This window comes from Pseudovibrio sp. Ad46, assembly GCF_001623065.1.
Classification (GTDB): domain Bacteria; phylum Pseudomonadota; class Alphaproteobacteria; order Rhizobiales; family Stappiaceae; genus Pseudovibrio.
Window position 1 is genome coordinate 26,456 of record NZ_LMCG01000002.1, and the last position, 13,265, is coordinate 39,720.

Annotated in this window: 14 protein-coding genes; 4 read left to right on the plus strand and 10 right to left on the minus strand. The window is 53.4% G+C overall.

The window, feature by feature from the left end:
- The first annotated feature begins 104 nt into the window (after positions 1-104).
- The 3 genes from PsAD46_RS00975 to PsAD46_RS00985 all read left to right on the plus strand — a co-directional run bounded on the left by PsAD46_RS00975 (position 105) and on the right by PsAD46_RS00985 (position 2,512).
- Positions 105-443 carry a P-II family nitrogen regulator gene (locus tag PsAD46_RS00975; protein WP_063291274.1) on the plus strand — a complete coding sequence of 113 codons (339 nt, stop codon included), beginning with the start codon at positions 105-107 and terminating at the stop codon, positions 441-443.
- Between the two features lie 22 nt (positions 444-465).
- Positions 466-1,782, plus strand: coding sequence for an ammonium transporter (locus tag PsAD46_RS00980; RefSeq protein WP_063291273.1), 1,317 nt, complete (start codon positions 466-468; stop codon positions 1,780-1,782).
- A 364-nt stretch (positions 1,783-2,146) separates the two neighbouring features.
- Positions 2,147-2,512 (plus strand): nuclear transport factor 2 family protein, encoded by a 366-nt coding sequence (locus tag PsAD46_RS00985; RefSeq protein WP_063291309.1) that lies wholly within the window; start codon positions 2,147-2,149, stop codon positions 2,510-2,512.
- Between the two features lie 76 nt (positions 2,513-2,588).
- Here the strand turns inward: PsAD46_RS00985 and PsAD46_RS00990 are convergent, their stop codons facing one another.
- From PsAD46_RS00990 to PsAD46_RS01040, 10 genes are all read right to left on the minus strand, one after another.
- Positions 2,589-2,957, minus strand: coding sequence for a hypothetical protein (locus tag PsAD46_RS00990; RefSeq protein WP_208981601.1), 369 nt, complete (start codon positions 2,955-2,957; stop codon positions 2,589-2,591).
- A 144-nt stretch (positions 2,958-3,101) separates the two neighbouring features.
- Entirely contained in the window at positions 3,102-3,920 is an 819-nt protein-coding gene (locus PsAD46_RS00995) for an ABC transporter permease subunit (protein WP_063291308.1), read from the minus strand.
- 224 nt (positions 3,921-4,144) lie between these two features.
- Positions 4,145-5,032, minus strand: coding sequence for a cation diffusion facilitator family transporter (locus tag PsAD46_RS01005; protein WP_063291307.1), 888 nt, complete (start codon positions 5,030-5,032; stop codon positions 4,145-4,147).
- 168 nt (positions 5,033-5,200) lie between these two features.
- Complete coding sequence (locus PsAD46_RS01010; RefSeq protein WP_057464681.1) at positions 5,201-5,944, minus strand: DUF1223 domain-containing protein; 744 nt, start codon at positions 5,942-5,944, stop codon at positions 5,201-5,203.
- A 122-nt stretch (positions 5,945-6,066) separates the two neighbouring features.
- Positions 6,067-6,660, minus strand: a complete 594-nt coding sequence (locus tag PsAD46_RS01015; RefSeq protein ID WP_063291271.1) for a DsbE family thiol:disulfide interchange protein — start codon at positions 6,658-6,660, stop codon at positions 6,067-6,069.
- 5 nt (positions 6,661-6,665) lie between these two features.
- On the minus strand, positions 6,666-6,896 hold the full coding sequence (gene ccmD / locus PsAD46_RS01020) for a heme exporter protein CcmD (RefSeq protein ID WP_057464679.1): 231 nt from the start codon (positions 6,894-6,896) through the stop codon (positions 6,666-6,668).
- Positions 6,897-6,901: 5 nt separating this feature from the next.
- The gene (locus PsAD46_RS01025; RefSeq protein ID WP_057464678.1) at positions 6,902-7,681 is read right to left on the minus strand and encodes a heme ABC transporter permease; all 780 of its coding nucleotides are present in this window, start codon (positions 7,679-7,681) and stop codon (positions 6,902-6,904) included.
- Between the two features lie 178 nt (positions 7,682-7,859).
- The gene (gene ccmB / locus PsAD46_RS01030; RefSeq protein WP_181951980.1) at positions 7,860-8,519 is read right to left on the minus strand and encodes a heme exporter protein CcmB; all 660 of its coding nucleotides are present in this window, start codon (positions 8,517-8,519) and stop codon (positions 7,860-7,862) included.
- 11 nt (positions 8,520-8,530) lie between these two features.
- Positions 8,531-9,244 carry a heme ABC exporter ATP-binding protein CcmA gene (ccmA, locus tag PsAD46_RS01035; RefSeq protein ID WP_082597031.1) on the minus strand — a complete coding sequence of 238 codons (714 nt, stop codon included), beginning with the start codon at positions 9,242-9,244 and terminating at the stop codon, positions 8,531-8,533.
- Positions 9,245-9,384: 140 nt separating this feature from the next.
- Positions 9,385-9,825, minus strand: a complete 441-nt coding sequence (locus tag PsAD46_RS01040; RefSeq protein ID WP_063305964.1) for a cupin domain-containing protein — start codon at positions 9,823-9,825, stop codon at positions 9,385-9,387.
- 466 nt (positions 9,826-10,291) lie between these two features.
- On the opposite strand from PsAD46_RS01040, the gene acnA reads away from it, so the two are divergent.
- A complete protein-coding gene (gene acnA, locus PsAD46_RS01045) occupies positions 10,292-12,967 on the plus strand; it encodes an aconitate hydratase AcnA (RefSeq protein ID WP_063305965.1) in 2,676 nt (891 codons plus the stop codon).
- The last annotated feature ends 298 nt before the right edge of the window (positions 12,968-13,265 follow it).

The window sequence follows — 13,265 nt, forward strand, 5'->3', positions numbered from 1 at the left end:
GGGCATTCTGAGAACGACCAGATAACTGGCACTTTCCCGGTCCTGAAGAGGTCTCCAGAACTCTTTACGGCGCAATCGATGAGAGAGGGGAACGGGAATCTGACATGAAAATCATTATGGCAATCATCAAGCCCTTTAAGTTGGATGAAGTGCGCGACGCACTCACCACTTTAGGCATCCAGGGGCTCACGGTAACCGAAGTCAAAGGCTATGGCCGGCAGAAGGGGCACACCGAAATCTACCGCGGCACAGAATACGCCGTCACCTTCCTCCCAAAACTAAAGGTCGAAGTCGCAGTTGCAGCAGACATGGCAGACAAAGTTGTCGAAGCCATTGGTAGCGCAGCGAAGACCGGCCAGATCGGTGACGGCAAAATCTTCGTCTACTCCATTGATCAGGTCGTCCGCATTCGCACCGGCGAAGCCGACGCAGAAGCAATATAATGAAATGAAGGGGACAGAGAATATGAAACGCACCTCCACCCTTGTTGCCGCAGGCTCACTCCTGGCACTTTCCGCAGGTCCAGTCATGGCAGAAGAAAAGTATGCCTTAGCTGTCGACACCGCTTACATCTTCAACACCCTGCTCTTCCTGATTGGCGGCTTTCTGGTGATGTGGATGGCTGCAGGCTTCGCCATGCTTGAAGCTGGCCTCGTCCGCACCAAAAACGTCTCCATGCAGTGCCTCAAGAACATCGCTCTGTACTCCATCGCTGGTCTGATGTTCTGGATCACCGGCTACAACCTCATGTACACCGGCGTTGACGGCGGCTTCATGGGTTCCTTTGGCCCATACTCCTTTGACCCTGTCGGCGGCGACGCACTGGACGCAGGTTACTCGACAGCGTCCGATTGGTTCTTTCAGATGGTCTTCTGTGCAACCACAGCCTCCATCGTGTCGGGCACCATGGCAGAGCGCATCAAGCTCTGGGCTTTCCTGATCTTCGTTGTCATCCTCACAGGCGTTCTTTACCCAATCACTGGCTCCTGGCAGTGGGGCGCTGGCTGGCTCTCAGAAATGGGTTTTGCTGACTTTGCTGGTTCCACTCTCGTCCACTCCGTTGGTGGCTGGGCAGCTCTTTCCGGCGCAATCATCCTCGGCGCGCGTAAAGGCAAGTACGGCAAAAACGGTCAGGTCTATGTCATGCCGGGTTCCTCTATGCCACTGGCAACTCTGGGCACCTTCATTCTGTGGCTCGGCTGGTTCGGCTTCAACGGCGCATCCCAGCTCGCAATGGGCACCATTGGTGACGTTACAGACATCTCCCGCATCTTCGCAAACACCAACATGGCTGCTGCGGGCGGCGTGGTCACCGCAATTGCCCTGACACAGGCCCTCTACAAGAAGGTCGATGTTACAATGGCTCTGAACGGTGCATTGGCTGGTCTTGTTTCCATTACCGCTGAACCACTGGCTCCAAGCGTGCTCCAGTCTGTCATCATCGGCGGCGTTGGTGGCGCAATTGTCGTCTTCGCAGTGCCAATGCTCGACAAGTTGAAGATCGATGATGTGGTTGGCGCAATCCCGGTTCACCTGCTGGCTGGCATCTGGGGAACGCTCATCGTGCCGTTGTCCAACTCTGACGCATCTTACGTCACTCAGTTCATCGGTGTTGCAGCCGTCGGCATCTTCACCTTCGTGGCCTCCACCATTGTCTGGTACGCAATCCAGCTGGTGGTCGGCCTGCGTGTTACAGAAGAAGATGAAGCCATGGGCCTCGACAAAGCTGAAATTGGTGTAGAAGCCTATCCAGAATTCGGAACCGGCTCCCAGCGCCTCTGAGTTCGCACCAATTCTGGGAGGATCAAAACACTCTCCCAGAACTAAAAGATGAAATCACAAAGCCCGGCAACCACCGCCGGGCTTTTTCTATGGCAGCATTTGCCAGTCTATCATTTTCTCTCAATAGATAGCTCTGTGTTCAAACGCTAAATACTACAAAATCAAAGCAACCCAAAAGCTTAGGAATGTTGATACCCCAGCTTACTAGTCGGTTCAAATCCGCCTACCACATTTGAAAGACGGACTTCACCTTTCATAGGTGGTACTTTCAGGAATGCCATATACGTCCATTTCTAATCAAGATTCGCTCTTCATCCTACGTCCAAACAAAGAGGCGCAAGCGCCCGAGCTTTGGAGTCCAATGATGAACAGTGAGTTGGAAGCAGCAGTTAAAGAGGCCAGCCAGAAGTGGCAGAACGCGTTCAATGCGGGTGATGCTCAAGCTTGTGCCAACTGCTATGAGGCAAACGCTGTTATGGAGGCCAAACCGTTTGGCACCTATCACGGACGAGCCGAAATTCTCGAGTTCTGGCAAATGCTCATTCGGGAAGGCTTCTCAAAAATCGAGTACATCAACCCCAAAATCGTCGCATCAGGTGAAAGCTCCGCAATCCTTTCTGCTGACTGGAAGATGAACAAAGCCCACGGCAACATCTCCAAAGAACTCTGGGTTCTGCAATCAGACGGTACCGCGCTGCTGCGAGAAGACTACTTCAGCGCCGCATCTTGAGATCACGAGGCAGATCACAAAAAAGCCCGGCACATGGCCGGACTTGGTCGCATCGCTCGAAAGCTGAGGCACTTGCTCAGCAGTCGCGATAGTAAAAGTAGTCCAGACGATCTGCGATATCATCCAGAGCAAAGGAGTAGCCGCTCCAGTCCTCATCGATCCACGCATCTTCAAGCCGGTCAACCGCGCGGTCCAGCTTACCATCACCCTCCAGCTCGCTCAGCAAGCGACCCACATCAATCAGGTGACCCAGAACGCCATCAGCACTTGAGCCTGCACGAACGCTACCCTCAAAGAAGACTTCGTCGGAAATATCATCGATGTCCGAAATCGTCGCATTCAGATCCGAGCAGCTCAACTCACCCCATGCATAAGCAGGGCTTTGAGAGACCAACCCGACAAAACCGATTGAAGCAGCAACAGCAAGTGCTTTGAAACCACGCATTATCATTCCGAGACCTTCTTCCGTGAGACGCATCTGGAGCAAAGCTCTCAAGATACCTGTAACCCAAACAGAAATAGCAAGGTCGCAAGGCGGCGCTGTCTCAAAGAAGACAGAAATTATGGTCTCTTTGAGATTTCTCAGTGATCACTGACGCCCGTCAGTCAGCCCTTTCACAAAGGCTTTCTGACAGAAAACCACAAGCAGGATCGGCGGTAACATGGCCAACACAGCAAGCGCCAAACCTTGCGGGCTTGTGCGCCCGACCAAGCTAAGCCCCTGCACCAATGTCATTCTGGTCTCCTCACTGGAAACCATCACAGGCCACAGATACTGGTTCCATCCCTGCACAAACATCAGCAGGCCGAGCGCCGCAATCATCGGCGCAGACGCAGGCACCAGAACGTCTTTTAGAAACTTGATCGGCCCTGCCCCATCAATCCGCGCAGCCTCAGAAAGCTCAGTCGGCACCCCCAGAAAAAACTGGCGGAAGAAGAATGTCCCAACCGCAGAAGCCAACAGCGGCAACATCAAACCCGGATAGGAGTTCACGAGCCCCAGCTTGCTGGTCACAGCATATGTCGGCAGAAACCGGGATTCCAGAGGCAGCAGCAAACTGCAAAGGATCACCCAGAAAAAGAACGTCCCAAAGCGCACCCGAAAGAACACCAGCGCATACGCCGCCAACAGAGAAACAGCCACTTTCGCCAGCGCAAACCCGGCGGCCAGATAGAGCGAGTTCAACGCCATGGTTATGCCAGTGACACCGCCAGTAAACCCACGCCCTTCAAACAGCGCTCGGCTATACACCTCCACCCCATATGGCCCCGGCAGAAACTGAAGGCCATCCTGACCAAGCGTAGCGCCAGAGTGCGTTGAAGAGAAAGCGATCACGATCACCGGCCCGACGATCAAAAACACGCCGATAAGCAGAATAAGATGATCAAAGAAATGTTTGCGGGGCATATTCATCTCAGAAACGAAGCGCAGTCCCCCACCACGAAGCATGGTTTTCGAAGACAAAGACGCAATCAACAATACTGAAAGCAGTAGGAGTGGCCCCGTTTCCGGGCAAACTGCTTTAAAGGATCGTTCCAGAGAGAAGGCAAAAGGCAGCCAGACCAACAGAACGCAGCAACAACGGAAACACCGTAGAACTACGCAGTCCAGGTTTCAAGCTCTCTAAGTACCTATAAAACCACAATTCCTGAATGCTTGGCGTGATTTTCCGGCTCAACATGGATGGTCACACGTGCGCCCGGCATCTTTTCTGCGATGCCTTCCTCAATACGATCGCAAATCGCATGGGCATCCAGAACGCTCATCTCACCCGGCACAACCAGATGAAAATCAACAAACGTCACATGTCCAGCATGGCGGGTCCGCAAATCATGAGCCTCCAGCGCACCATCTCCAAACTTGGAGATCAACGCCCGGATTTCCTCCTGCTCCTCTTCAGGAGCCGCCTCATCCATCAGGCCACCAACAGATTCACGCACCAGCTTCCAACCGGACCACATGATGTTGACCGCAACAATCCCCGCAAGGATCGGATCAAACATCTGCCAGCCTGTTGCCCACACAGCAGCGATACCAACAAACACACCGAGAGATGTATAAACATCCGTCATAATATGCCGGGCATCCGCCTGCAGCGCAGGTGAGCGATGTGCCTTACCAATGCGCATCAAGGCCATTGCCCAGAACAGATTGATGACGGAAGACAGGAAGTTCAGCGCGATACCCTGAAAATTGACCTCAAGCTCATACGGCTCAGTCAAACCCATATAGGCTTTGCGCAGGATCAGGATTGCCGCCAGAACAATTAGAACACCCTCAAGAACAGCAGCAAAATACTCTGCCTTGTAGTGCCCATAGGGATGGTTCTGATCAGCAGGTTTGCGCGCCAGATATAAAGCACCGGCAGCAGCAGAAGCACTGGCAATATTGATGGAGGTTTCAAGAGCGTCAGAATAAAACGCAATGGAGCCAGTCAACGCAAAGGCAAAGTATTTAAGAGTAAATACCAGTATGCCAATGACGATGCTGCCCAGCGCAAAGCGCATGCTCTGGTCCATGTGCCACATCCACCCTAATTCAAACTCGACGACTGCTTAGAAAGTTATCGTCCTCTATCAGGTTTCAGTGGCATATTAAACAATGGAACAGGGTCAAACAGCCAGTTTTTATGCTTATTTGCACTCAATGTTTGCAAATGAAAATCACTCGCAATTTATCGGCCAATTCTACTTGTCGTAAAAAGCTGCACCAATGATTTCGCCTGGCATCTCACCGGAGTTTGTCTGAACCAAAACAGCCCAGTTCTTGGAATCGAACATCTTCAAAGCGGTCCGTGGCAAACGGAACACTTCAGCGGTACCAGACCACATGCCAATCGGCATGATGCTGCGCACCACGTTCTTATAAGTCTGCGTTGTACCAGCGTTTTCACCGCGCTGGATTTCTACAACCGCTTCCTTGTCAATTCCAAGAAGATAAACGTCAGCCTTTTTATCTGGCTGCTTCAAAGAACCAGAGAGCTGAACTTCAAGCGCATTGTCATCAAGCATCGCCTCAACCTGAACGCTCATGCCAGAAGATTTGCGGATCGCGTTCTTCACAGAACCACGATCACTGCCAACCATATGCCCCCGGCCATTCACAACAACCTGAGGCGTATAGATCTGCGCATCACCACGGCTCTTGGCATAATCCTTCTGACGCTGAGTGAACACGGGAGAACCCAAAGTGTCCTTCCAGCCAAAGTAATCCCAATAATCTACGTGGTAAGAGAGGGTGACCACATCCTTCTGGTCTGAGACAAGCTCCTCCAGAAACTGGTCCGCAGGTGGACATGACGAGCAGCCCTGGCTGGTAAACAGCTCAACCACAGCCTTTGGTGTTTCCGCCTGAGCTGAGAGAGAGGTCGCAAAACCAATTCCCGCTGCGAGAATAACACCCGTCAATCTATTTACAGAAAACCACCGCATTTCGGCCCTTCGCAATTGTTCAAGTCATCGCTGATGCAGCGCTAACCTAAACAATAACCAGATAACTGTAGAATCACATCACAGTGAGCCCCTGAAAACCGAAGGCATCAGGGGCACTGCTTCTATTTGGACTCAGTCAGCACTTTTTCAAGCTCTGGTAAGAAGACATCACGATAACTGGCGGCACTCAAAGGTCCGATAAACTTATAGCGGATCTGAGCCTTCTCATCGACGATGAACGTCTCAGGAACCCCGTAAACGCCCCATTCAATGCCAGCCCGGCCAGTGTCAAAACCAACGCGATCATAAGGATTGCCCAGCTCAGCAAGGAACCGGTTCGCCTTAACATCCGTGTCCTTGTAGTTCAGACCAGCAATCTCAAAACGATCATCCTTGGCAAGATCCATCAAGTATTTGTGTTCTGCACGGCAAGGCGCACACCAGGATGCAAAGATGTTCACCACAGTCACCTGACCAAGCAGATCACTGCGCTGGAACCCGGGAACCTGCTGCCCATCACGCTCCAGCCCTTTAACGGGAGGAAGCGAAAACTCAGGTGCCGGCTTATTAATCAAGGCAGATGGCAGTTCTTTAGAGTCATGGCCTGACAGCATCATGAAACCCATCAGAACCGCAAGAGCACCAAAAACAATCAGCGGAAGAAGAAACAGCGGAGAAATGCCTGATTTCTTTTCCTCGTCCATTTCACTAGCCATTCCTGTTAGCTCTCACTCTTTTCATCAGAACCTGCAGAGACCACCTGGCTGACAGAAGGACCAGCGCGGCGTGTGGAACGACGACGAATACCGCTTGCTTCCAACGCCTGCATCTCTTTGTCCAGCTGAGTTTTGTCTGAGCGCACCCAGACAATCAGCACAGCAATAACAAGTGCAGCCATCGCATAAGCAGCAATCACATATTCAGCGTGACGACCAAACTCTGAAAAATCCATTGTCCTTACCTCGCACCAGCAGGAGCTGCTTTCGTGACCGTGCTGCTGGACGCAGCCGGAGCAACAGATGCTGCACGCATCCGCATTGCTCTGATCCGACGGCGCATAATCTCGTTACGCATGCTCATCAGATGCAAAGTCACAAACAAAAGCACAAAAGCCAAAGCCATCAAACCAAGCGGGATAAGAATGGAAGAGTGAATGGCAGGGCCGTCAGCACGAATAATGCTCGGCGGCTGGTGCAGTGTGTTCCACCACTCAACGGAAAACTTGATGATGATGACGTTGATCACGCCAACCAACGTGATAATCGCATTTACTTTTGCAGCTTTGATAGGATCTTCAATCGCCTTCCACAGCGCGATAATGCCAAGATACATAATCAGCAGCACAAGGAAGGAGGTCAATCTTGCGTCCCAGACCCAAAAGGTGCCCCACATTGGCTTGCCCCAGACAGCGCCAGAAAACAGAGCCAGGAATGTGAATGCAGCACCAATAGGTGCAGACGCCTTGGCTGAAACATCAGCTAGCGGATGCTTCCAGACCAGAGAACCAATCGAAGAAAGTGCCATCATTGCATAACACATTAATGCAAGCTGGGCAGCAGGGACATGCACAAACATAATGCGCACTGTCTGGCCTTGCTGATAATCTTCAGGCGCAACAAAAAACGCGAAGTACAAGCCAACTGCAAGCGCAGCGACCGTCGCAACGATAAGCCAGGGAAGCACAGCTTTCACAAGCTTCAGGAACCGGGTTGGGTTTGCAAGATCGTATAAGGTCATAGAGCCGTTCTAAACTGAGAATGACGAAGCATCAATGTGTACATAGTGTCACGGACCCATCACAGTCATTGATTACGCGCAATTTGACGCTTCACTTCTTCGGGATTTCACCCATTTTAGACGATTTTACATAGACTTAACGCTTCTGGCAATTTCAGCAGCCTCACGGCTGCCGTCATCAGTCACCAGAAACGCGAAGCGCTGCAGCTGCTGCAAGAGGTCCAACAACAAGACCAAAAAGTGTCAGGGCGCACAAAAACAGGAACGGAACGAGGAAGTTATTGGAGTCGATCGCTCCCGCTGTCGCGGCACTCACACCAAAGATCAGGATTGGAATTGCCAGCGGAATAACCAGAATGGAGAGCAACACCCCACCCCGCCGCATGGACACGGTAACACCAGCACCAACCGCACCAACAAGCGTCAATGCGGGGGCGCCAACAAGCAAGGTCAGGGTCACCAGAACGATGCTCTGGAAATCCAGACCCACAAACAAAGACAAAACCGGCGTCGCCAACACCAGCGGCAAACCCGTCGCCGCCCAATGGGCAGCACATTTAATCAACACAACCAGCTCAAGCGAACGCCCGGACATCACCAGAAGTTCGAGACTTCCATCCTCGCGATCAGCCTGAAACAGGCGATCCAACCCCAGCAAAGTTGACAGCAATGCGCCAATCCAGAGGATAGCAGCACCAATGCGGGACAGCAGGATCATGTCGGGGCCGACACCGAACGGAAAGATCGTCACCACAGCCAGAAAGAACAGAACACCGATCAGCGCACCACCACCAACGCGGTTCGCCAGTTGGTATTCACGAACAAAAAGACTCTTCATCCAACTCATGATCAGCCCTCGTCCTGCTCGTCTTCGTCGAAATAATCGTCCAGATCCGCTCCGGCAAACATATGCTCACTCTCGGTCGTCACAGGCGACAGATTGAGGAACTTGGTGTTTGGCAGGTTGAGCGGCAGGTGCGTCGCAGCAATCACAAGGCCACCAGCGTGGATGTGATCGGCAATCAACCCCAGCAACACTTCTTCAGAGGCTTTATCAAGCGCGGATGTCGGCTCATCAAGCAACCAGATTGGACGCGGCACCACCAGCAAGCGCGCCACAGAAAGGCGTCGGCGCTGTCCGGCACTCAAGTACCCTGCTGGCAAACTGGCAGTATGCGCGATACCAAGAGTATCCAGCGCTTCCAGCTCGCTCATGCTCTCACGCACTTTGCCGCCACCAAAAGCAGCAGGCTCAAAGAAATCACGCCAGAAACTTAGGTTTTCAAGGACGGATTGCAACGGCTTCAATGCATCAAGATGCCCGAAATAGTGTGAATGCTCGGCAACGGAGCGCTCGGGCATGCCACCTTCCAGCTCAATCGTGCCGTTCGCTTTTGCAACCAGTCCTGCAATCACGCGCAGCAGACTGGATTTGCCGACACCATTGGGACCCTGAACAATCAGAGCTTCGCTTGAACCAACTTCAAAGTCGACATGGTTCAAAACTCTGCGTCCACCGCGATCACATGCAACACCCTGACAGACTAACTTCAATTGGTTCATCGCGCCCGAAACCACCACAGCAGCTCACACTGCTTACCAAACTGACGGCGTATCCCGAAAGTGGATCCGATTTCCGGATAAGATACGCTCCAACAAAGAATTAAAGCAGTTTGCATGATCCCGTCTTTGCGCAAACCACTTTATTCAGGAGGCCGTATCACATTCGGCAAATCCTTCGCTCCCATAAACACAGCTAGAATTCGCGTTGGCTCTGTTCCGGTATTCTTACCGTAGTGCCAGGTATTAACGGCCTCAATAAACGCCTCCCCCTTTTTAAAGGTCAGAGGAGCCTCTTTCTCATAGGTGATCGTCAGCTCACCATCAAGTATATATCCGTAAAGAGGAATGGGATGCATGTGCTCTTTAACAGCCTCTCCAGGTGCCAGCGTAATGATGAGCGATGTCACCTGAGCCTGCCGACCAGTCGGATAGAACAAAGGCTGCTTTGTAATCGTCGTCTCGCTCTTATCCAGCAAAACCTCGGTGTTCGAATAAGCCTCTCCATTCTCCTGGGCCAGGGCGCTGACGACATATCCGCCCAACACCAGACAACAAGCACCAACCAAAACTGCAGATTTCATGGGAAACACCTTTCTGTTGTTTTCAGCTATTCTCTGCGCACTTTTTCGCCACTTCCGGCGATTATTCTTAGGTGAACCAGAAGCATCCTACCGATAATCCCCTTCCGAGCCTTTAAAGCCACAAAGGGTCAAATCACAGGCTAGACACATTGTATACCGTTGTATATAATATGATTCATACAAACCCAAACCCGCTTGATCGGGCGCCCCGTTCCGGCCTAATCTCACCCTAGGTAAATTATTAGCCTTCCGCTGCGGTTCAGCTGGAACCTGCGTCAGAAAGACGCTATAGGGACGACAACTATAAGCTGATTGAATTTCAAGAAGCGCTTTTAATGCATTTGTTAAATGATCAAGCCAACGCCATGACGGCGAACCACCAAACTCCGAGATATATCGGAGAGGTTCGCCAGCTCAAAGCTCCGTTTCCTGTTCACAGCGGGAAACGAAATAAGGAGATCGCCGAATGACACAATCTCTAGACAGTTTTAAAGCCAAACAAACGCTGCAAGTCGGCGGCAAGTCTTATACTTATTTTTCCATTCCCGAAGCAGAAAAGAACGGCCTTAAGGGCGTCTCCCAGCTGCCTTTCTCTCTGAAGGTGGTTTTAGAGAACCTTCTGCGTTTTGAAGATGGCCGCACCGTCACAGCGGACGACATCCGCGCCGTTGCAGAATGGCTCACCACCCGCACTTCCACCCACGAAATAGCCTACCGCCCTGCCCGTGTGCTCATGCAGGACTTCACCGGTGTTCCCGCTGTTGTTGACCTTGCCGCCATGCGCGACGCTGCCGTCAGCCTCGGCGGTGATCCGAAAAAGGTGAACCCGCTGGTGCCCGTTGACCTCGTCATCGATCACTCCGTCATGGTGGACTATTTCGGCACCACTTCCGCCTTCGCGCTCAATGTGGAACGCGAGTACGAGCGCAACAATGAGCGCTATGAGTTCCTGCGCTGGGGTCAGTCCGCATTTGATAACTTCCGCGCTGTTCCTCCAGGCACCGGCATCTGCCACCAGGTCAACCTTGAATACCTCGCCCAGACCGTCTGGACGAAGGAAGAAAACGGCGAAACCGTCGCTTACCCAGACACCCTCGTCGGCACAGATTCCCACACCACCATGGTCAACGGCCTTGCAGTCCTCGGCTGGGGCGTGGGCGGCATTGAGGCGGAAGCGGCCATGCTCGGCCAGCCGATCTCCATGCTGATCCCGGAAGTCGTCGGCTTCAAACTCACCGGAGAAATGGCAGAAGGCATCACCGCGACCGACCTCGTCCTCACCGTGGTTGAAATGCTGCGTAAGAAGGGCGTTGTTGGCAAGTTTGTAGAGTTCTACGGCCCCGGCCTCGACAACCTCTCGCTGGAAGACGCCGCCACCATTGCCAACATGGCACCGGAATACGGCGCCACCTGTGGCTTCTTCCCGGTAGACAGCGACACCCTCAAGTACCTCAGGTCCACGGGCCGCGACGCCCACCGTATCGCGCTGGTGGAGGAATACGCCAAGGTGCAGGGCATGTACCGCGACACCCACGCGGAGCCAACCTTCACCGATACGCTTGAGCTGGACATCTCCACCGTTGTGCCATCCATCGCCGGACCAAAGCGCCCGCAGGATCGTATCTCCCTCGCTGACGCCTCAGAAGGCTTTGCCAAAACCATGGCGGAGGAATTCAAGAAGGCAGGCGAAGAGTTCAAACGCGCAACGGTGGAAGGCCGCGACCATGACCTTGGCAATGGCGACGTCGTCATCGCCGCGATCACAAGCTGCACCAACACCTCCAACCCGTCCGTTCTCATCGGCGCTGGTCTGGTGGCTCGCAAAGCCCGCGCCAAAGGCCTCAAGGTCATGCCATGGGTGAAAACCTCACTGGCGCCCGGCTCTCAGGTGGTGACGGATTATCTGGAAAAAGCTGGCGTTCAGGAAGACCTCGACGCCCTCGGCTTCAACCTCACCGGCTACGGCTGCACCACCTGTATTGGTAACTCAGGCCCACTGCCGCCGGAAATCTCCAAGTCCGTCAACGACAACGACCTCGTGGCGTGCTCCGTGCTGTCGGGCAACCGCAACTTCGAAGGCCGCGTCAATCCAGATGTACGCGCCAACTATCTGGCCTCTCCGCCACTGGTTGTCGCCTACGCCATCGCAGGCTCGCTCAACATCAACGTGGCCAATGACCCGCTCGGCAAGGATCACGACGGCAACCCCGTCTACCTGAAGGATCTGTGGCCAACCACGGAAGAGATCACCGACCTCATCCGCTCCTCCATCACGGAAGAGATGTTTGAAGAGCGTTACGGCGATGTGTTCAAGGGCGACGAGCACTGGCAGAACATCAAAGTAGAAGGCGGCATGACCTACGGCTGGCCGCCAGCATCCACCTACGTGCAAAACCCGCCTTACTTTGAAGGCATGACCATGGAGCCAGCACCCCTTACCGATATTGAGGATGCGGCAGTCATGGGTCTGTTCCTGGATTCCATCACCACCGACCACATCTCTCCAGCTGGAGCGATCAAGGCAGACAGCCCGGCAGGTCAGTACCTTGAATCTCATCAGATCGCGCCAAAAGACTTCAACTCCTACGGCTCCCGCCGTGGCAACCACGAAGTCATGATGCGCGGCACCTTCGGCAACATCCGCATCAAAAACCAGATGGTGCCGGGCGTGGAAGGTGGCTACACCACCAAGGATGGCAAGCAGCGCTGGATCTACGACGCCTGCATGGAATACAAAGAGGCTGGCACCCCGCTTGTGGTGTTTGCTGGCAAGGAATACGGCACCGGCTCCTCCCGCGACTGGGCGGCAAAAGGCACCAAACTGCTCGGCGTCCGCGCTGTGATCGCTCAATCCTTCGAGCGCATCCACCGCTCCAACCTCGTCGGCATGGGCGTCCTGCCCTTCACGTTTAAAGAAGGCGAAAGCTGGCAGTCCCACGGCATCGACGGCACTGAACGAGTAACCATCCTCGGCGTAGCAGACCTCAAACCCCGCCAGATGGTCGACATTCAGGTCGAATTCGCTAACGGCTCAAAGAAAACCATAGAAGCCCTCTGCCGCATCGATACCGAAGACGAACTGGAATACATCAAAGCCGGCGGCATCCTCCACTATGTGCTGAGGAATTTGGTCTCCAGCTAAAACTCGCAGACACACCACAAACACAAAAACGGGCCCTCCAAGGCCCGTTTTTCATTGGCGACCCCACCTTCTGAGCCACCACCTCCACCGATGTCATCCCACACAAGCAATCCCCTCCGACGTCATCCGGCACAAGCCCCCCTCTGATGTCATCCCGCACAAGCGCAGCGCGATGCGGCAACTGTGTTTATGCATTGAATGGAACACTATCTCTGAGGAGTGCATTGGCTGTGATGAGTATCTTTCTCGCCAGAGCAATCATTGCCGCTTTGAAGGGCTTCCCTCTTTTGATGAGGGC

Bases quoted from the DNA above. Each gene is read 5' to 3' on its own strand.
- PsAD46_RS00975 (WP_063291274.1), top strand. From the start codon at position 105: ATGAAAATCATTATGGCAATCATCAAGCCCTTTAAGTTGGATGAAGTG.
- PsAD46_RS00980 (WP_063291273.1), top strand. From the start codon at position 466: ATGAAACGCACCTCCACCCTTGTTGCCGCAGGCTCACTCCTGGCACTT.
- PsAD46_RS00985 (WP_063291309.1), top strand. From the start codon at position 2,147: ATGAACAGTGAGTTGGAAGCAGCAGTTAAAGAGGCCAGCCAGAAGTGG.
- PsAD46_RS00990 (WP_208981601.1), bottom strand. From the start codon at position 2,957: ATGCGTGGTTTCAAAGCACTTGCTGTTGCTGCTTCAATCGGTTTTGTC.
- PsAD46_RS00995 (WP_063291308.1), bottom strand. From the start codon at position 3,920: ATGCCCCGCAAACATTTCTTTGATCATCTTATTCTGCTTATCGGCGTG.
- PsAD46_RS01005 (WP_063291307.1), bottom strand. From the start codon at position 5,032: ATGGACCAGAGCATGCGCTTTGCGCTGGGCAGCATCGTCATTGGCATA.
- PsAD46_RS01010 (WP_057464681.1), bottom strand. From the start codon at position 5,944: ATGCGGTGGTTTTCTGTAAATAGATTGACGGGTGTTATTCTCGCAGCG.
- PsAD46_RS01015 (WP_063291271.1), bottom strand. From the start codon at position 6,660: ATGGCTAGTGAAATGGACGAGGAAAAGAAATCAGGCATTTCTCCGCTG.
- ccmD (WP_057464679.1), bottom strand. From the start codon at position 6,896: ATGGATTTTTCAGAGTTTGGTCGTCACGCTGAATATGTGATTGCTGCT.
- PsAD46_RS01025 (WP_057464678.1), bottom strand. From the start codon at position 7,681: ATGACCTTATACGATCTTGCAAACCCAACCCGGTTCCTGAAGCTTGTG.
- ccmB (WP_181951980.1), bottom strand. From the start codon at position 8,519: ATGAAGAGTCTTTTTGTTCGTGAATACCAACTGGCGAACCGCGTTGGT.
- ccmA (WP_082597031.1), bottom strand. From the start codon at position 9,244: ATGAACCAATTGAAGTTAGTCTGTCAGGGTGTTGCATGTGATCGCGGT.
- PsAD46_RS01040 (WP_063305964.1), bottom strand. From the start codon at position 9,825: ATGAAATCTGCAGTTTTGGTTGGTGCTTGTTGTCTGGTGTTGGGCGGA.
- acnA (WP_063305965.1), top strand. From the start codon at position 10,292: ATGACACAATCTCTAGACAGTTTTAAAGCCAAACAAACGCTGCAAGTC.